18 protein-coding genes are annotated in these 18,807 nt (G+C 31.2%); 15 read left to right on the plus strand and 3 right to left on the minus strand.

Going from position 1 to position 18,807, the window contains the following annotated elements; translation table 11 throughout:
- Positions 1-4: 4 nt before the first annotated feature.
- The gene (locus tag NMK29_RS11505) at positions 5-2,122 is read right to left on the minus strand and encodes a M1 family metallopeptidase (protein WP_108805529.1); all 2,118 of its coding nucleotides are present in this window, start codon (positions 2,120-2,122) and stop codon (positions 5-7) included.
- A 102-nt stretch (positions 2,123-2,224) separates the two neighbouring features.
- Here NMK29_RS11505 and recG point away from each other — a divergent pair, with 102 nt between their 5' ends.
- Positions 2,225-4,327: an ATP-dependent DNA helicase RecG gene (gene recG / locus NMK29_RS11510; protein WP_108805528.1), complete on the plus strand. Its 2,103-nt coding sequence runs from the start codon at positions 2,225-2,227 to the stop codon at positions 4,325-4,327.
- 105 nt (positions 4,328-4,432) lie between these two features.
- On the opposite strand, the gene NMK29_RS11515 is transcribed toward recG, so the two are convergent.
- On the minus strand, positions 4,433-4,810 hold the full coding sequence (locus NMK29_RS11515) for a hypothetical protein (RefSeq protein WP_108805527.1): 378 nt from the start codon (positions 4,808-4,810) through the stop codon (positions 4,433-4,435).
- 132 nt (positions 4,811-4,942) lie between these two features.
- Here NMK29_RS11515 and xerA point away from each other — a divergent pair, with 132 nt between their 5' ends.
- The 8 genes from xerA to NMK29_RS11555 all read left to right on the plus strand — a co-directional run bounded on the left by xerA (position 4,943) and on the right by NMK29_RS11555 (position 12,621).
- Complete coding sequence (gene xerA / locus NMK29_RS11520) at positions 4,943-6,076, plus strand: site-specific tyrosine recombinase/integron integrase (RefSeq protein WP_234424347.1); 1,134 nt, start codon at positions 4,943-4,945, stop codon at positions 6,074-6,076.
- 253 nt (positions 6,077-6,329) lie between these two features.
- Positions 6,330-6,647 carry a DUF6660 family protein gene (locus NMK29_RS11525; RefSeq protein WP_108805526.1) on the plus strand — a complete coding sequence of 106 codons (318 nt, stop codon included), beginning with the start codon at positions 6,330-6,332 and terminating at the stop codon, positions 6,645-6,647.
- A gap of 52 nt (positions 6,648-6,699) precedes the next feature.
- Positions 6,700-8,883 carry a TonB-dependent receptor gene (locus NMK29_RS11530; protein WP_108805525.1) on the plus strand — a complete coding sequence of 728 codons (2,184 nt, stop codon included), beginning with the start codon at positions 6,700-6,702 and terminating at the stop codon, positions 8,881-8,883.
- Between the two features lie 6 nt (positions 8,884-8,889).
- The gene (locus NMK29_RS11535) at positions 8,890-9,306 is read left to right on the plus strand and encodes a Fur family transcriptional regulator (RefSeq protein ID WP_108805524.1); all 417 of its coding nucleotides are present in this window, start codon (positions 8,890-8,892) and stop codon (positions 9,304-9,306) included.
- 53 nt (positions 9,307-9,359) lie between these two features.
- Positions 9,360-9,944, plus strand: a complete 585-nt coding sequence (locus NMK29_RS11540; protein ID WP_108805523.1) for an isoprenylcysteine carboxylmethyltransferase family protein — start codon at positions 9,360-9,362, stop codon at positions 9,942-9,944.
- A gap of 522 nt (positions 9,945-10,466) precedes the next feature.
- Complete coding sequence (locus tag NMK29_RS11545; RefSeq protein WP_108805522.1) at positions 10,467-11,066, plus strand: hypothetical protein; 600 nt, start codon at positions 10,467-10,469, stop codon at positions 11,064-11,066.
- 199 nt (positions 11,067-11,265) lie between these two features.
- Positions 11,266-11,886, plus strand: coding sequence for a hypothetical protein (locus NMK29_RS11550; RefSeq protein WP_108805521.1), 621 nt, complete (start codon positions 11,266-11,268; stop codon positions 11,884-11,886).
- Between the two features lie 207 nt (positions 11,887-12,093).
- Positions 12,094-12,621, plus strand: a complete 528-nt coding sequence (locus NMK29_RS11555; protein ID WP_108805520.1) for a hypothetical protein — start codon at positions 12,094-12,096, stop codon at positions 12,619-12,621.
- A gap of 240 nt (positions 12,622-12,861) precedes the next feature.
- Here NMK29_RS11555 and NMK29_RS11560 read toward each other — a convergent pair whose 3' ends face one another.
- Positions 12,862-13,935 (minus strand): HNH endonuclease, encoded by a 1,074-nt coding sequence (locus tag NMK29_RS11560; RefSeq protein WP_159092364.1) that lies wholly within the window; start codon positions 13,933-13,935, stop codon positions 12,862-12,864.
- A 269-nt stretch (positions 13,936-14,204) separates the two neighbouring features.
- Here NMK29_RS11560 and NMK29_RS11565 point away from each other — a divergent pair, with 269 nt between their 5' ends.
- The 6 genes from NMK29_RS11565 (at position 14,205) to NMK29_RS11590 (ending at position 18,804) form a co-directional block, all read left to right on the plus strand.
- Positions 14,205-14,594 carry a hypothetical protein gene (locus tag NMK29_RS11565; protein ID WP_108805518.1) on the plus strand — a complete coding sequence of 130 codons (390 nt, stop codon included), beginning with the start codon at positions 14,205-14,207 and terminating at the stop codon, positions 14,592-14,594.
- 512 nt (positions 14,595-15,106) lie between these two features.
- Entirely contained in the window at positions 15,107-15,625 is a 519-nt protein-coding gene (locus NMK29_RS11570) for a leucine-rich repeat domain-containing protein (RefSeq protein WP_159092363.1), read from the plus strand.
- Positions 15,626-16,373: 748 nt separating this feature from the next.
- Positions 16,374-17,060, plus strand: a complete 687-nt coding sequence (locus NMK29_RS11575) for a hypothetical protein (RefSeq protein WP_108805516.1) — start codon at positions 16,374-16,376, stop codon at positions 17,058-17,060.
- Between the two features lie 100 nt (positions 17,061-17,160).
- Positions 17,161-17,424 (plus strand): hypothetical protein, encoded by a 264-nt coding sequence (locus NMK29_RS11580; RefSeq protein ID WP_108805515.1) that lies wholly within the window; start codon positions 17,161-17,163, stop codon positions 17,422-17,424.
- Entirely contained in the window at positions 17,412-17,882 is a 471-nt protein-coding gene (locus NMK29_RS11585) for a macro domain-containing protein (protein WP_108805514.1), read from the plus strand. The genes NMK29_RS11580 and NMK29_RS11585 overlap by 13 nt, the downstream gene beginning before the upstream one ends.
- 382 nt (positions 17,883-18,264) lie before the next feature.
- Positions 18,265-18,804 carry a hypothetical protein gene (locus NMK29_RS11590; protein ID WP_108805513.1) on the plus strand — a complete coding sequence of 180 codons (540 nt, stop codon included), beginning with the start codon at positions 18,265-18,267 and terminating at the stop codon, positions 18,802-18,804.
- The last annotated feature ends 3 nt before the right edge of the window (positions 18,805-18,807 follow it).

Raw genomic sequence — 18,807 nt, forward strand, 5'->3', positions numbered from 1 at the left:
TAGGTTATGGGGTTAATTTCTTTTCTAAAAATTCTTGTTGTCTCTTTGGCAAATTATTCTTTAAATCTACATATTTCTTTTGAAAATTAGGGCTCTTCAAAAGGTTATCCAAAACTTTTCTACAAAAGTTTCGAAATCTCCAATTATAATGTACAGCACCATCAACAAGATCTATAAGAGATTGGTCGGAAAAAGCCTGTAAACTTTCTAAATATGTAAAAGCATTTTCTCTAGTGCTAAAATGATGTTTCGAAGATGAATACCCTGATAATTCTGCATAAAAATCCTGATGTTTTTCGCTTTGATATTCTTTGGTACTTAATGCTAAGACCAACCAAAGAATTCGAACATTTTTATCATTAAATCCAATAATATCTTTAGTTTGCTCTAAATATCTACTTCGCTCCGAAGGAAAGTTAGCCCATAAATGATATAGTGCCGGTTCTATAGTTGCATACGATTGATCTTCTAATAAAGACTCATACTGTTTTTGTAAACTTTTAGGAATACTACTCATCGTATTTGCAATTGCTTGTCTTACATATATGTTATTAGTCTCAAATGCTTTTGTAAACAATGCCAGTGCCTCTTGTGATGTATCTCCTTCTAATTGATAGATCACCTCTTGACCTAAATATTCGTTTATGGGAAAATCTAAAGCTGTTGCTAACGTTCCCCATTTACCTGCGATGGGTTGTGTTCGCTCTGCAGCAAGATTTAAATATTTTTTAATAAATGTGGATTTTGTTAATATATCTAACGCTTCTTGTGAAGGAAACTCAATTGCTTCAAGCCATATTTTTTGATAATCTGACAAATCTGTACCACTTACTTCTTCAGCAATCGTAATAAAATCAGATGTGGTCACATTACCGTATTTATGTTTTTCTAAATAATTATTAATTGTTACCTTAAAATGCGCTTCACCAATATCGTTTTTAAGAGCATGTAGTGCCCAGGCACCTCGTTGGTAGAATGTAAGAGAACTGGCCTTAGGATCTAATAAAGAAGTAGCATCATTAGCTTTAGATTGCTCCGTAAGCTGTTCTGCACTTTCATATAATTTATACTGAAAATATTCTTCGCCAAAAATCTCTCTTTCGGCAAGCAATGCATAATACGTAGCAAACCCTTCTTGAAGCCAATGATGTTTTCCTTCTGTTTCTGTAACTAAATCACCAAACCATTGGTGCGCCAATTCGTGGGCATTTACATTGATATAATTACGATCATTAAAACCAATATTATCAACTACAAAAGCATCAGAAAAAATCGTTGTTCCTGTGTTTTCCATTCCCGCATATAAAAAATCTTTAACCGGAATCTGCTTATAATTTTGCCAAGGAAAAGCATATCCAATCTCTTTTTCGAGAAAATCAAATAGCTGTTTACTGTGCTTATAAGTAGGTTCGAATTTATCTTTATCTTCTGGATAATAGTACATTTCTAATGGGATACCACTTTCTGAGGTTTCTACCACTTTATCATATTTTCCAATGGCCAATGCTAGTAAATAACTACTCATAGGATGTTCCATATCATATTCCCATCGTTGGATAGAATCATTTACCGCTTGCTTATTAACTAATTTACCATTAGCAATTACTTCATAATTTGAATCATAATTGATTGTTAGATCAAATATGACTTTCTCATTCATATCATCAAAACTTGGTAACCAATTAGATGTGTATTTACCTTGTCCCTGCGTCCAGATTTGATCATTTCCCTGATAATCCTCTAAAAAATAAAGTGCTTTTTTGGGAGCAGCTATATACTGAATTTCAATAGTTTGCTCAGCTCCTAACTTAAAATCAGAAGTGATTTCTATTTTTTTATCATCATATACTACATCTATCTTCTCGCCATCTAATAAAACATTCATAATTCGCATATTTTGAGCATCAATAAAAATAGATTTCGTAGGTTGCTTTACCCGAAATGTATAAATTACTCTTCCTTCTACTTTTCTATAATTAGCATCCAGAAATATATTTACCTTTCCAGTTATAAAATCTACAGAGGATTGTTTTTCTTTTGTGTTTTTAGGTAAACTATCTACCTGTTGCGCATTGATTCCTAGGGAAGCAATACTTATAATTAAACTTAAAATAAATCGCATATCATTCAATAATCAAACGTTCTGCCAAAATAACGATTTTACTCTGGTTATGTGACAAGTTTTACGTTGAAGATTTTTATGATAAATAGTATCTTCGCTTTAATGAATCCTAATATTTTACAAACTCCAATTGATTATCTAAAAGGTGTTGGACCTTCTAGAGCTGATCTGTTGCGAACAGAGTTAGGGGTACATACCTATCAGGACTTAGTAAACTTATTTCCTAATAGATATATAGATAAAACAAATTACTATAAGATAAATGAGTTACAGCGTACTTCTGCAGAAGTACAAATGGTTGGCAAAATTGTTCACATTAAAATGGTAGAACAAAAACGTGGAAAACGTTTGGTGGCAAAGTTCATTGACGATACTGGAGAAATGGAATTAGTCTGGTTTAGAGGTCATAAATGGATAAAAGAAAACCTTAAACTTAATACACCCTATGTTATTTTCGGAAAAACCAAATATTATAATGGGTTCAGTATGCCGCATCCAGAAATGGAATTACTTTCGGAACACGAAAAGAATCTAAAAGTGATGATGCAACCAGTATATCCATCTACAGAAAAATTATCAAATAGAGGTATTACTAATCGTGTATTAAGTAAGATGATGCAACAACTATTTTTGGATACCAAAGCACGATTTTATGATACCCTTTCTGAAGAAATTAGATCCGAACTAAAATTAATTCATAAAAGTGAAGCAATACTTAATATTCACTTCCCTAAGAATCAAGAACTATTAGCTAAAGCACAATACCGATTAAAATTCGAAGAATTATTTTATATTCAATTACAATTGATTACTAAAAAGTTAATTCGTAAACAAAAGATTAAAGGGTTTCCTTTTACCGAAGTCGGTGATTATTTCACAAATTTCTATAATAATCATCTTCCTTTTGAACTTACAAACGCACAAAAACGAGTTATTAAAGAAATTCGAAAAGATATTGGTAGCAGTGCTCAGATGAATCGATTACTACAGGGAGATGTTGGATCAGGTAAAACAATTGTAGCTTTAATGACAATGTTATTAGCTATAGATAATGGATTTCAGGCATGTTTAATGGCTCCTACGGCAATTTTAGCCAATCAACATTATCAAGGAATAGTAGAACTCACCAAAGAATTAGACATTAATGTACGGTTACTAATGGGTAGCTCTAAAGCAAAAGAGCGTAGAGAAATCCATCAAGAATTAGAAGAAGGAACATTACATATTCTTATAGGAACTCATGCTGTTTTAGAAGATAAAGTGAAATTTAAAAATCTAGGTTTAGCGATTATAGATGAACAACATCGATTTGGAGTTGCACAACGTTCTAAATTATGGCATAAAAACACCTATCCCCCACATATTTTGGTGATGACAGCAACCCCCATTCCTAGAACTCTAGCGATGAGTCTTTATGGCGATTTAGATATTTCTGTTATTGATGAATTGCCACCAGGTAGAAAATCTATTAAAACCGTACATCGATATGATAGTAATCGCCTGAAGGTTTTTAAATTCATTGCAGAAGAAATTCAAAAAGGAAGGCAAATATATGTAGTCTATCCTTTGATTCAGGAATCAGAAGCTCTGGATTACAAGGATCTAATGGATGGATATGAAAGTATTGCACGCTCCTTCCCTACTCCAAATTATCAAATCTCTATAGTACATGGTAAAATGAAACCTTCAGACAAAGACTATGAAATGGAACGTTTCGTAAAAGGCGAAACTAATATTATGGTTGCTACTACAGTAATCGAAGTAGGTGTTAATGTACCTAATGCCAGTGTGATGATTATAGAAAGTGCAGAACGTTTCGGACTCTCACAATTACATCAATTACGCGGTCGTGTAGGTCGTGGGGCAGAACAAAGTTTTTGTATTCTGATGACCAGTCATAAACTTTCGTCAGACAGTAAAACAAGATTAGAAACTATGGTACGCACCAATGATGGTTTTGATATTGCAGAAGTAGATCTAAAATTAAGAGGTCCTGGAGATATTATGGGTACTCAGCAAAGCGGTGTTCTTAATCTTAAAATAGCAGATATCGTAAGAGATAATGATATATTGCAAACAGCAAGATACTACGCTATGAAAATTCTAAAAGAAGATCCTTCTTTGTCTCTAGAAAAGAATAAAGTGTTGTTGTTTACATATCAACAACTGGCAAAACATAAAAACATCTGGAATTACATTAGTTAGGGCGTCCTGGCGGGCTATCCATTATATCTTTTTTTAGTGAAACACTCCTCAAGAACCTATATGTATTTCACTAAAAAAAGGATGTCACTCCTATCCCTGACGCAATCAATATTTATTCATATACTCCTGCCATTGAATTAATACGTATTTTTCTTTTTGCTTATCCTGTATTCTCAAAAAACCATATTCATAGCAAAAAAGGTAGACTTGTCCATTTTTGTTTTTCCAATAATGGGTAAAATACTTTGGATCAAATCCTTCTTTTATTAATTTTTCTTTACGTACAGTAACTAAACCAGCTTTGTTATACGCCTTTAATATTTTACGGTTCTTTTTTAATTGAATATCTATTTTTTTAAAAAGGGTATCTTCTTTCTCCCTATTTTGTTGATAATAAAAAGCCGATCTACAATAAGAAGAACAGTACTTTTTACCAATTCTTCCTTCGAACTTCTCATTACAATAGGTACAATTTCGCATCATAACATATCTCTTTCTAAAATAGTGTCATTATTCTTAAAAATGTTACCTATCCATCGAATTAAACGTTTATTAAACGTTTAATTCGATGGGTTTTGTTGCAATAAACTATTAAAAAAAGCATATTTGATCAGCATGAAACATATTAGTAAAAATATCACTTTGAAGCACTTAATGATCGATCAACAAAAAATGATTGGTTTACAGTTCTATCCTGATAAAGTGATTCAGGCTTTAATTAAAGAGTTACCTAATCCTAGATGGAGTAATCATTTTAAAATGCCTTATATCCTTAATAATCAGAAAAATATAGATCTTATTTTTGAAAAATTTAGAGGTATAGCCTGGATCAATTGTAATTATTTTTATCGCGATAAGATTATTAACCCTTCTAACCCAATCGCTAATCTTAAATCATTTAAGAACAGAAGGCTAACAAACAACTATAGAGTTTGTCCAGAAGAATATTTACAAAAATTATTATTAAAACGTTATTCGCAAAATACAGCAAGATCTTATGTCAATGCATTTGAAGCTTTTATCAATTATTATAGGGATATTGAACTTTTAAGCATTGGTGAGCGAGAAATAAGAAGATATCTTAGAAAATTAATAAGCGAAAAAAAATCAAATTCTTATATCAATCTGGCAATTAATAGCATAAAGTTTTATTATGAAATTGTTCTTAATATGCCTAATAGATTTTATGCTATAGAACGACCTAGAAAACAGCAAAAACTTCCTGTTGTATTATGTAAAGAGGAAATTTTATCAATAATCAATAACACCAATAATCTAAAACACAAATGTATTGTTAGTCTTTTGTATTCTGCCGGTTTAAGAAGAGCTGAGTTACTCAATTTAAAAATATCAGATATTGATAGTAAGCGAATGGTAATAAGGGTTGTCTGTGCAAAAGGTAACAAAGACAGGTATACATTGCTATCTATCAATGTATTAAAAGATTTAAGAAATTATTTCAAGCAATACCAACCTAAACATTATCTATTTGAAGGACCGAAAGGGAATCCTTACAGCGCAAGCAGTGTAAAGACAATCATAGAAAAAGCTGCTAAAAAATCTAAAATTATAAAGAAGATTACTCCACACACATTAAGGCACAGTTTTGCCACACATTTACTAGAGAACGGAACCGACCTACGTTATATACAATCATTATTGGGCCATAGTTCTAGTAAAACAACTGAAATTTACACCCATGTTGCTACAAATACTTTTAGAATGATTAAAAATCCTCTAGATTTGTAGATGATAAAAGAGATATAACAGCAATTACAGTTATACCATTGTTGTGCATAATGCGGAAATCGTGCTAAACATCAACATTTGAACTAAAAAAGCCAACGCGCAAACAGCACATTTATTTTTTTTGCCAACGCGAAAAGCCAACGCTTAAAAAAACAAAAGAGCTGTTTCTTTGCCAACGCTAAATCCGTTCTTGACAATCGGAATAAAAAACTTTGCAACACCATTGCATTGAAATTTATTTATCTTTGTACCAATGAAATTTATAACTATCATACTATCATTATTAATTCTTGGTTTGTCAATCAAACCTTGTTCTGACGGAAATAATGCCGAAGACCAACATCAAGAAGAAATAACTGCTGAACACAATCATAAAAATGATAGTGATGATACTTGTCCAATAACTTGTATTTGTAATTGTTGCGGAATCGCAATTACATATCAACCAATTCAAACTTTTGAATTAGGTGTAAACAATCAAATTTCTACAGAAATATTATCTGATTATCAATCAATCTACAGATTTAACTTTCATTCCAATATCTGGCAACCGCCACAATTAATTAGCTAAAAATATCGACTAAAAGTCAAAATTTTAAAGTTAATTAATATTTACATTTTCAATGAATAAATACATATTGAGCGCAATGCTCACAATTACAATGTGCTTTTCTGCTAAAGCACAAACATCTGATATACAAATAAAAGTAATTTCAGAATCCGAAAACGAGCCATTATTTGGAGCAACAGTATATTTTGAGGAATTAGAAAAAGGAGCAGTAACCGATTTTGACGGAATTGCAACTTTTAACGAAATTCCGAATGGCGAACACATTGTCATAGTTTCTTTTTTAGGCTTTGAAACTCTAAAAACAACTATTCAAATCCCAAGTAATTCAGACTTGATTTTCAAATTAAAAAGTGGAGGAAACGAATTGGACGAAGTTGTATTACAATCTTCAAGAAGTACAAGAACCGTAAAAAAAATTCCAACAAGAATTGAATTTATTGGAGTTGAGGAATTGGGAGAAAAAGCAATTATGAATCCAACTAATATTTCAATGGTGCTACGTGAAAGTACAGGAATACAAATGCAACAAACATCTTTAAGTAGTGGAAGTACAAACATTAGAATTCAAGGTCTTGATGGTCGTTACACACAACTTTTAAGAGATGGATTTCCACTTTATGGAGGCTTTTCAAGTGGTTTGAGTATTTTACAAATTCCACCTTTAGACTTGCAACAATTTGAAATTATTAAAGGAAGTTCATCTACACTTTATGGTGGTGGAGCAATTGCAGGTTTAATAAATATGGTATCAAAAACACCAGACGAAGAACCTGCTTTAGACATTATGCTTACACAAACACAAGCATTAGGAAGTACTGCAAATGTATTTTACAGCAAACGGAATGAAAAGTTTGGTATTTCGCTTTACGGTTCAGGTCACTATCAAAAAGCTTATGACCCAGAAGATGATGGTTTTAGTAATTTACCAAAAACTAAATCTATTTCATTTAATCCAAAATTCTTTTATTATCCATCTGCCAAAACTACGTTTTGGTTTGGTCTAAACGGAACTTATGACGATAGAATTGGTGGAGACATTACTAAAATAGAAAGTGGCGAAAATGGAATTCATCAATATACAGAGGAAAACATTTCAAAAAGATTGAGTAGTCAAGCAGTTTACAAAACTCAAATAGATTCTATTAGTTCTTTGAACATTAAAAATAGTGTATCCTTTTTCGATAGAAATTTAACGATTCCCGATTTCAATTTTGATGGTAAACAAACCAACACATTTACGGAAATCACTTATCAAAGAGAGACTTCAAAAGCGGATTGGATTTTTGGAGCAAATTTATACACTTCCAACTTTGATGAAAATGATAATGCAACTTTGCAACGTGACCAAACCGACATCACTTACGGTATGTTTGCTAACAATATTTATGACCTTTCCGATGGTTGGATTTTAGAAACTGGATTAAGAGCAGATTACAATACTGATTTTGGCTTTATTCCACTTCCAAAAATTTCATTGCTTTATAAAAATGATAGTGGATTTTCAAGCAGAATTGGTGGTGGTTTAGGTTACAAAATTCCAGATATTTTTACAGAAGAGGCTGAATTTATAAACTTTGAAAATGTACTTGGCATTGATAAATCTTCATTAAAGGCAGAGCGTTCTTATGGTGTAAATTTTGATTTCAACTATCAGACACGTTTATTTGAAAACATTGGTTTTTCTATTAATCAACTTTTTTACGTTACTGCTATTAATAACGGTTTGCTGTTAAATAGTACAGACAGCGGAATGTTTGCATTTGAAAATGCAACTGATGAAATTTTAAGCAAAGGCGCAGAAACAAATATAAAGTTTACTTATAAAGATTTTAGGTGGTTTTTAAATTATGCACTTATAGACACTAAATTGAACTATTTGGCAGGAAATCCACAAAAACCACTAACCGCAAAACATAACGCAGGAAGTGTATTGATGTACGAATCTGATAAATGGAGAATTGGCTACGAAACATTTTATACAGGAAAACAGTTTTTATCAAACGGAACAAAAACGACAGATTTTGTAACTATGGGTTTACTATTAATGCGTAATTTTAAATTTGGTAGTGCATTTGTGAATTTTGAAAATTTTACAGACAGAAGACAAAGTAGGTTTTCACCTTTGGTTTTACCACCACACGAAAATCCAGAATTTCCAGAAATTTATGCGCCAACTGATGGTTTTATTTTTAGTGTAGGCATAATAATTAAACCATTTGGAAACGAAGAACATTAAAAAAATATGCAAAAAATAGAAGAATTTTTAGAATCAAAAGATATTCGAGCAACTGCAATGCGTTTATTAATATATAAGTTCCTTGCCGAAAAACAAGTTGCAGTTACATTAAGTGATATAGAAAATGCTTTTGAGAAAGCAGATAGGACAACATTATACAGAACTATTAAAACATTTGAAGAAAAAGAAATTGTGCATCAAATAGACGATGGCACAGGAATTACGAAATATGCTTTGTGTGAAAAAGGTTGTAATTGTGAGATTGAAACCGATTTGCATTTACATTTTCATTGTAATAACTGTAACGAAACCATTTGTTTAACAGAACATAAAATCCCTCAAATAAAAGTGCCTGATGGATTTGTTTCAGAAAACGTAAACTTAGTTGTAAAAGGCATTTGCGATAAATGTAGCGGACAATAAATGCACTTCCTTTGCATTGATTATTATAGCATTTTTACATTAAATTAGAAATTATGTTATTATTCGCTTATTTTATATTGTATTTTTTATTGGTCTTTATATTAAGGTCTGTACTACTTTGGAAAAAAACTGGAATAAATCCATTTACATTTGAAAAAACAGATAATGCACACGATTATAATGGAAAGGTTTTTGCATTTATCACAGTTCTTGAGTTAATTGTTGTAGGAATCTATGCTTTCAAAGAAGAATGGTATGAATATTTACTTCCTTTTTGGTATTTGGAAAATCAAACTTTACAGAAAATTGGTTGGTTACTTTTGTTGGTATCGCTGATTTTTGTTTGGTTTTCTCAAAGCCAAATGGCAAATTCTTGGAGAATCGGAATTGATGAAAACAACAAAACCAAATTGGTAACAAAAGGAATATTTTCAATTTCAAGAAACCCTATATTTTTAGGAATAATGATTACGAATATTGGGTTATTCCTTGTAATTCCTAATGCATTTACATTACTAATAATTTCATTATCTACTTTAAGCGTAAATACACAAATACGATTGGAAGAAGAATTTTTAAAACGTGAATTCGGAAATGAATATATAGAATACGCTGAAAAAGTAAGGAGATGGATTTAGTTATAAAATTAAAATAGTTAATCGGAATTGCCAACGCATAAGCCATACACATTTACAGTCGCATCATCCAAGCTTCGCCAAAACTGTAAAAGAGTATGTCTTGCCAACGCTAACATTTGAACTAAATAACAAACATCGGAAAACCAAGCTGAACGTGAAAAGCACTATGCACAACAATGTATATAAAACATAGCTATTACAGGCTTTCCGAGAGGTTTTTGCCTATTTATTAAGTACGCCAAATTTTTATTTTTGTATATTTAAAAATTAAAAGATAAATAGAAAAAATAAAAATTCGGCTCGTGTTAAATCCGAAAAGTTAGTGTTTATTTATACGCTACGTTTCATATACTAGACCGTTGTACAACATTCCCCACATCAGAATCCGATTAATTCCTCGAGCTAACGAGTAGAAAAAAGACTCTGAAAAAGGAAAAATATAATTAACTGAATATCAATAACTAAATTTGACGTTAGTCGAGATTGGAGTAAATCTCATAATTAAATCAAAACTATATTCTATTGGAGACTAAAAAAGAAGAATTTGAATTTGTTTATGTGGAGAACAATGGAACAGTTCGTGAATTGGATAATGAAGAAATAGAATACTTGCAAACTGAATTCCAACCAGGAGATGGAGCTAGACCATATATAAAAAGTAGCTATAAACAACGCACACCAAATAATAAAATGTTTGGATACATACTAAGAGATGACGTTCCGGAGGATATTAAGATAATAAGAACTGATCTAAGATACCTAGAAATTCGATTTCCAATTAATATTTATGATTCTGGAAAAGCAATAGAGTTACCAGTAGGAATATATAATGTAAAAGTTATTGGAGGTTGGGATATTTCAATTGGTAATTTCACATTCACATTAAAAAATATGAAGAATGGAAATATCATTAATCCTGAAATAACAAATTGGAGATTTCAATCATATGAATCAGGGGAAAGAGCAAAAAAAATAATGGTTTTAGATATTCCCGAAAGAGGAGATTATATCATCGAATTTAAAAATCAAGAGAGCTTAAAAGTAAGACCCTCGAATTTGATAATTACTAGATTATTCGAAAAACAAATCCCAAATGATGAATTACGGATTTGGATTGGTTAAAAACAAAACGTTGTACAACAATATATATGTGATCATAGCAGCTAAGTGATGAATCGAATGATCAGTGTGTATTTGCAATGGCGCAATGCTTGCAAAATGGAAAAGTTAGCAACCAATGCGCGGATTTATCCAAAATTAGGGTAACATTTTGCGCTGCTACGACACATATATTAAACGTTACCACACATTAACTAAAACAATGAGCAAAAATAAATTCATACAAAAATTCCAAAATAAGACGAACTCGGAATTAGAGTATATCATTGAAAACAAAAAGAATTATAACGAACAAGCTGTTTCTGCTTCTATACAAATTTTAAAAGACAGAAATGGTCAATCATTAGAATTAGAAACAATAGAAAACGAGATTGCTGCTGAGAAAGAAAAAAAAGAATTAAATAAGAAACGAGCAATAGAAGAAGAAAAAAAGAAAAGCAATCTAACAGATGACCCCAATGCACCTGAATTACATTCGAAAAGAGTGATTACAGTTTTTGCTGGATTATTTTCTACAATTTTTGGAGCAGTTTTACTCGCTTATAATCTAAAACAAATAGAAAACATAAAAGGTCGAAATCAAGTTTTGATTTTTGGTACTTTATACACAATTGCTTCTATCATAATAATTAACCTAATTGATATAAAAGCAAATCTAGCGATTGGTTTCAATTTTGGAGGAGCAGCGATTTTAACTGAATATTTTTGGAATAAATTTCTAGGAAAAGAATTTAAACATAGAAAAAGAAGCTGGGTTAAACCAGCCATAATTTCTATAATTATTACAATTCCGTTTATTTTAGCTCTGATATATGGCGAGTAAAACGTGTGGTAACAACACCTATGCGATAATGCGGGCTTTGGTGTAATCGAAAGGTCATTGTCTATTTGGTTTATCGCCAAAGATTTAAATTTAGTATTTTAGAAAAAATAAACACAAAATATAAACTTTGGCTCAGTGTTATCTCGAAAACCTGTGATTTTCTGCTTCCGCACTACGCATAGCTAAACGTTCTACACCATTACACAATTGACACGAACTAAAATACATACTACAAGAAAACTTGAAAAGTTGATAAAAAAAATGATTTCAACTGACCAAAATGCCGAATATGGAAAACTTGGAAAGTGGAACGCAACGGTTTTCTATGTGGAACGAAAAAAATGTTGGTTGTTAACAAATGGGATTACAAAATACAACGTAATCTTGACGGACATAAAAGCTAAGGATTTAAAGAATATTGAATCTATATTTAAGAATGAATTTTACGCTCAACTAATTTATGACGGAATAATAACGGAATTTGAAAATCTGGACTCAATTATTGGTGGGCTTGATTTCTTGCCCACAGATAATGACAGAAGTACTACGGCATTTCAAAACCAAAGACTTTATGAGCTTGATTGGTGGAAATACGATTTTGGGACTTTAGAAAATATGCCGATCAAAGAGTTAACAAACAGAATAAACACAAGTCCTATCCATATTGGTAAGGGAAGAAAAATGTCTGACTATACGGATTCGATAAGAGAAATGAGAAAGATAATAACGGAATAAAAACGGTGTAGAACAACACCTATGCGATAATGCGGAATTTAGGTTCAATCGAAAGGTTATTGTCTATTTGGTTTGTCGCCAAAGATTTAAATTTAGTATTTTAGAAAAGATAAAAACCCGCCTGCCTCTATTTCGATTTTGAGGCGGGCAGGCAAAACATAAACTTTGGCTAAGTGCTGGCTCGAAAAACCTGTGATTTTTTGCTCCCGCACTACGCATAGCTAAACGTTAGCAAATATTTCAATCAAATTTTAGTTTGGGTAATATTCGAATTGTTGACTCCTTTTCTTCCTCCAGATTAATGTATTTAGCTTTCTCTGATTTTTCAAACTCTGGAACTATTTGGAATTCTATTCTTCCTGTTTTATGAATATTTCTTGCAAAAAACTCCCAATCAATACTAATTGACTTGGTGTGATGGCTTGCTCTAAAACAAACGGAATCAATTCTAATACTATCTTTTTGAACTAGTATTTCATTTTCTGGAACAAACTGACATTTAAACTTTTCAGTAAATTTAACATTATACTTATATTCATAGGTATCCAAATATTTCTTCTGCTTGTCTACAGAGTCAACTTCAACAACATTATTAAATTTTAAATAAAGTTTATAATTTTCAAGAACTTGCGGACTTACATTTTTCAATCTTAAATCTAACACACAATTACTTAGATTTATTTCCTTATATGTACTAAATCTTAAACCGTTTAGATGATAAGTTACAGGCTGACAATTTGTATTAGATAATTCATCTTCAAATTCATAATCGTCCGAACTTAAATAATCCAAAAATTCATCATAATTCTCTACATTCTTCAATTTTGAATCATAAAATGGGCTATTAAAATCATCCATTTCCTTTATTTTATTGAGAGTATCCATCGGATTCTTTCCTGCCAATTCATACAACTTTTTTTGACTTTCCCTGTCAAAATATAATGTCTCTTCTTTAATAAAAATCGGTCTGAATATTCCATCAAAATCTTTATTTTCAACAATTAACTCAATAACTTCATTACTCGGAATTTCAATTCCATATTTCTCCACTTGGGCAAACCAAGATTCTTTATGTTTACGCAACTCTTCTGGAGATAATTTCGATCCTTTTGGATGTCCTGCAAAATAATGTCCGGCATCCGAATGACAATCAAAACACAAAGCTATTGCATTTTCAAAACTATCATCACCTCCTTGTTTTTTTGGTTTAATATGATGTATTTCCATGTTTAAACCAGCTGGTTTATGACATACGCAACAATGCCTTGCGCTTTTAACAAATATTTCCTCTCTAATTTCTTTTGAAAACGACAAATCCTTAATTTTTAAAGAGTTAAAATTAATATTTATAAAGTTCAAATAAACATCCTCCATAAATAGTAATAAACAAAATAATAACATTTGCTAACACCAAGTATGATGTCATAGCAGTTAAAGGATAACCCAAAGGTTCTTGTATATTTGCTATGGCGCAGAGATTTTATGATGAAAAAGTTATAAAATCAGCGCAGAAATATCGATGGCAAGGTAACATTTTGCTCTGCTACGACACATACTTATAACGTTACCATACATTGAAGAACATGAAACAAATCTTTGGACTTTTAATATCAATTATCTTTCTGACATCATGTTCAGAGAATTTTGACATTAAAGACCCAGCAGAATTCAATAAACAGATTGAGAAAAGAACTGACATTGCAATAGCGAAAGAATTAATTGAAATCTATTACAACTATCCTACTAATGAAGGAACACCTAAGCTTGAAATAGAAAGTAAAGAATTAGGTATAGGATTAATAGAAGTTACTCTAATTCACGATGGACAAGAAGATGACTCGCAAAAAGCGACAAAAATTGTTATGACAGCTAAACTGACAGGTAAAAAATGGACAGTTCATGAAATCAAAACAAATAGAAAATGTTGGGACGGACGTGGACATACTGAATGGGGAACCGAATGGTGTAATTAACAAATGAAGAGACGAACTAAAATATTATTGATTTGGATAGTTGGAAATCTAATATTGATTGGAAAGTACTTTTTGGACAAACTTAGTATCCAATGTGAACCCTGCTTACCAGGTTACCCATGTCCACCATGTCAGACAGATTATATGTCCAATATTTGGATTTATCTTCTTGGTTGGAATTTGATTTCAATTGTCCTAGGTTTAATGTGGATGAAATTGAAAAAATAAAAACGTATGGTAACACTGTATATAGCAAATAGGGCGTTTTATGGTTCACGAACGTTCAGTGCTATTTACCAACACCGCCAAATCGTTGATTTGGCTTTTAAAATGAACAAGATAAAAACAAAATACAACGTTTTGGCTCAGTGCAAACTTGAAAGTTTATCGCTTTCTACTGCCCTACTTGCCATATACTAAACGTTATATGCAATAACAGAAAGATGTTACATTTGGTGAAATTTAAATCGGAAAACCTATTTGAGAAAACAAAAATCGCAAAGGGTATTACTATGCTATCTATTCGATATCCAGATTATGATTTAGAAAAATATGGTTCGAGTTTTTTGAATTTCGAGAAACTAACAAGTCTTTTCTTACAATCGGACGTTAATAGTATGAATTTAATTCCTGAAGATGTTGGAGAACTTAAAACATTGAGACAATTAGAGATTCTAAATTTTAATTATCAAGAATTCCCTAAATGGATTTTAAAACTTCCTAATTTAGAGGAATTAATATTCAGGGGACATGATATTGAAAATTTGCCAAATTCAATTTCACAATTAACCAAATTAAAATCTTTTCGACTTGAAAACTGTGCAATAAAAAAGTTGCCAGAATCAATGTTTAAAATGAATAAGCTAGCTCATTTGTCACTTGCAGATAACTTTAAAATAGAATCAATAGATAGTAATCATTTACCTATAAACTTGCAAGAATTGGTTGTTACGCCATCGAACTTGTCTTCTAAACAAAAGGAAATGATTCGTGAAAATAGACCAGACTTACAAATAATAAGTCACGATTAAGTAGAAACTTAAAAACACATTAAAAAGCATATAACACTATATATGTGATCATAGCGGCTAAGTGACTAATCGAAAGGTTATTGTATTTTTGGTAAGGCGCAATGCTTACAGAAAGGAAAAGTTAGCAAACAATGCGCAGAAAAATCGAAAAGCAAGGTAACATTTTGCCCTGCTACGACACATATATTAAACGTTAGGGCACATACTCAGAATCTGAAAATCAAAACGCAATCTGAACCTGTCTGCGGACGAGCCTCGAACGTTTGAACTGAGAGTTTTTGCAGTGGTTAGTTTTAGATCGAAAGTAAAAAAGCGATAAAAAAATCACTCAAAAGAAGTATTTAGGAGTAATTCCGCGCAAAAAATCGCTTTTTTTGGCTCATCACGATAATTTTGACGGAAAAAGTGTTTGTGATTTTTTGGTTTATAAGTGATCAATCCAAAGGCAGCAAAGCGATCGCAGGAAGATAAAATAAGTAAAACGGAATTATAACGCAATCAGATATCGCTTCGCTGCGGAATATTTGCAAAGTACAGGCTTGTAAAAGTGGTACGCGCCATAACACCATATAAATGATCATAGCAGGTCGGTGATGAATCGATAGGTTCGTGTATATTTGGTAAGGCGCAATGCTTGCAAAACGAAAAAATTAGCAACCAATGCGCAGAAAAACCATAAAACAGGGTAACAATTTGCCCTGCTACGACACTTATATATAACGTTAGCGTTTATTGTGAAAAATATAAAATGAATAAATCAAGATTTTTAATTCTTATCCTATCTTTAATTTTAACAATTGGATGTAAAAATGATAAAACTAAGGCTGTTCAATTTGAAAAACAGTCAACCACTTCAAAAAGTAACTTGAATGAGGGAAAAACTGAATTAAAATCTGAAAAAATCAATTCTGAAAAGATTATTACGGAAAATGAAGATTTGATTGATCTAGAAAAAGAATCTAAAATAAAATTTGGAGATTACTTCCTGACTTACAACAAAACCAATATAAGCCTTTGTTGTAAACTTGAACTTCATAATCCATTGGATGGTCTCGACAGTAAAACGATTAAAACTTTTTTGACTGACTATAAATTCAGAAAGGACACTACAGAATATGCATATAATTATATCTATTCAAAAGGTAATTCGATTTTTAAAATCGTAGAATTGAGACCCGAGAAAAGTGGTGAAAACGCTACTTTTATAGGTCAAGGAAAGTTAGTGGATGACTCTATTACTCTTTCAAACGGTATTAAAATCGGAATGGATAAAAATGATTTTCTAGATAAGTACTTTGTTTACAGTAAGGAAGCTATTGATAGTTTATCTCAAGTAGCGGTTTGCGAAGATGAAAGAGGTGAATTATTTACGAAATATAAATTTGAGGATGGAAAACTCATAGAGATTGAATTTGGAAGTCCTAATGAAAAATAACAAACGCTAACAATTTGTATATTGCATATGCTCCCTTTGGGTAGCAAACGCAACATACAATAACCGTTGGCATTCATTAAAAAAACCGATAATACTCGAAATGAAATACTATAAATATAAATGGAATGAATCACGTGGCCACCAATTTGACGATTGGGGTTTTTCATTATGGTATATAGAAATTGGAGAAGATAATTATTACAATAAATTGATTACAATATATGATAATGGGAAAATCTTAAAATACTCAGAAGATAAGTTAGACGACCAATTTGGCGGATTACCTGAAGGAAAGTTTAATTTATCTGAATTTGATGGCATAGAATGTTCTAAAAATGAATTTGAAGAAAATTGGAATCGATAAACTACATAAAAGGTGATGCAACAACTCCAATAGGAAATGACAAAAAATTGATTGTTCATATCTGTAATGATATTGGTGGATGGGGAAAAGGATTTGTCTTGGCAATATCTAAAAAATGGAAAAAACCAGAACAGAAATATCGTGAATGGTATAAATCACAACAGAATTTTGAATTAGGAGAAGTTCAATTTGTCGACTTAGATTATGACTTATCAATTGCTAATATGATTGGACAACACAAAATCAAAAGATTGAAAGGACAAATTCCTATACGATATGAAGCCGTTGAAAAATGTTTATCGAAAGCAGCTGACTATTCTAAAGAAAATAATTTTTCAATTCATATGCCGAGAATTGGTTGTGGTCTTGCTGGAGGAGACTGGAATACAATTGAACAAATTATACAGAAAAAATTAATAGACAGAAATATAAAAGTGACTGTTTATGACTTTGAATAAAAAATAACGAAATGCCAACAATGTATAAAAAACATAGGGCATTTGTGTTTAACCGAAAAGCCAGTGTTTATTTGCAAAGTCGCCAAATATAAAATTTGGCATTTTCAATAAAAAAGATAAAAGCAAAATATTATATTTGGCTTAGTACCAATCCGAAACGTATCGCTTATCACCTGCCCTACGTTTCTTATACGAGACGTTAGCACATATTGAAATCAAATAATGGTATTAGGTTAGTATGAATTGGTTACGGTTAGTTTTAAAAAAGGAATTGTAATTCATCTAATTTTAAGACATAAATACCATAAATCAAGTAAATTTATAAATTATTTAATATAAAATTTCACTTATAAGTGAAATTTATTTCTATATTTACCGACTAATGAATGGAATAATACGCTTAAAACACATCAATGATTATGCAAAAGTAAGCTACTATTCAATCTGTTTAGATTATGACGATGAACCTATTGAAAGTATAGATTCTTTATTTGAATCGTTTATAAAAGAACAATCTAACAATAAAGAAAAACTAAATCATATTTTAAGTTGGTTAGCGGAAATAGGAAATAAATATGGAGCAACAACAAGATATTTTAGACCGGAACAGCTACAAGGAGAAGCTCTAGGGTTACCTCCAAGACAATTTACTAAAGAACCTGTTTATACTGAAGATGGAGCACCACTTCCAAACAATTTGAGATTATATTGTCACATGCTTAATGAAAATGTAGTCATTTTATTTTCGGGAGGAATAAAAACAGCAAAAACACCGCAAGAATGCAATAATGTAAAACATCATTTTAAGCTAGCAAACAAACTAACTAATATTATTGACCAAGCCATAAAAGAAAAAGACATTATCTGGGTTGACGAAAATTCGGATATTGATTACTCTGACGACTTAATACTTTACTATTGACCC

It is taken from the genome of Aquimarina sp. Aq107 (genome assembly GCF_943733665.1).
GTDB lineage: Bacteria > Bacteroidota > Bacteroidia > Flavobacteriales > Flavobacteriaceae > Aquimarina.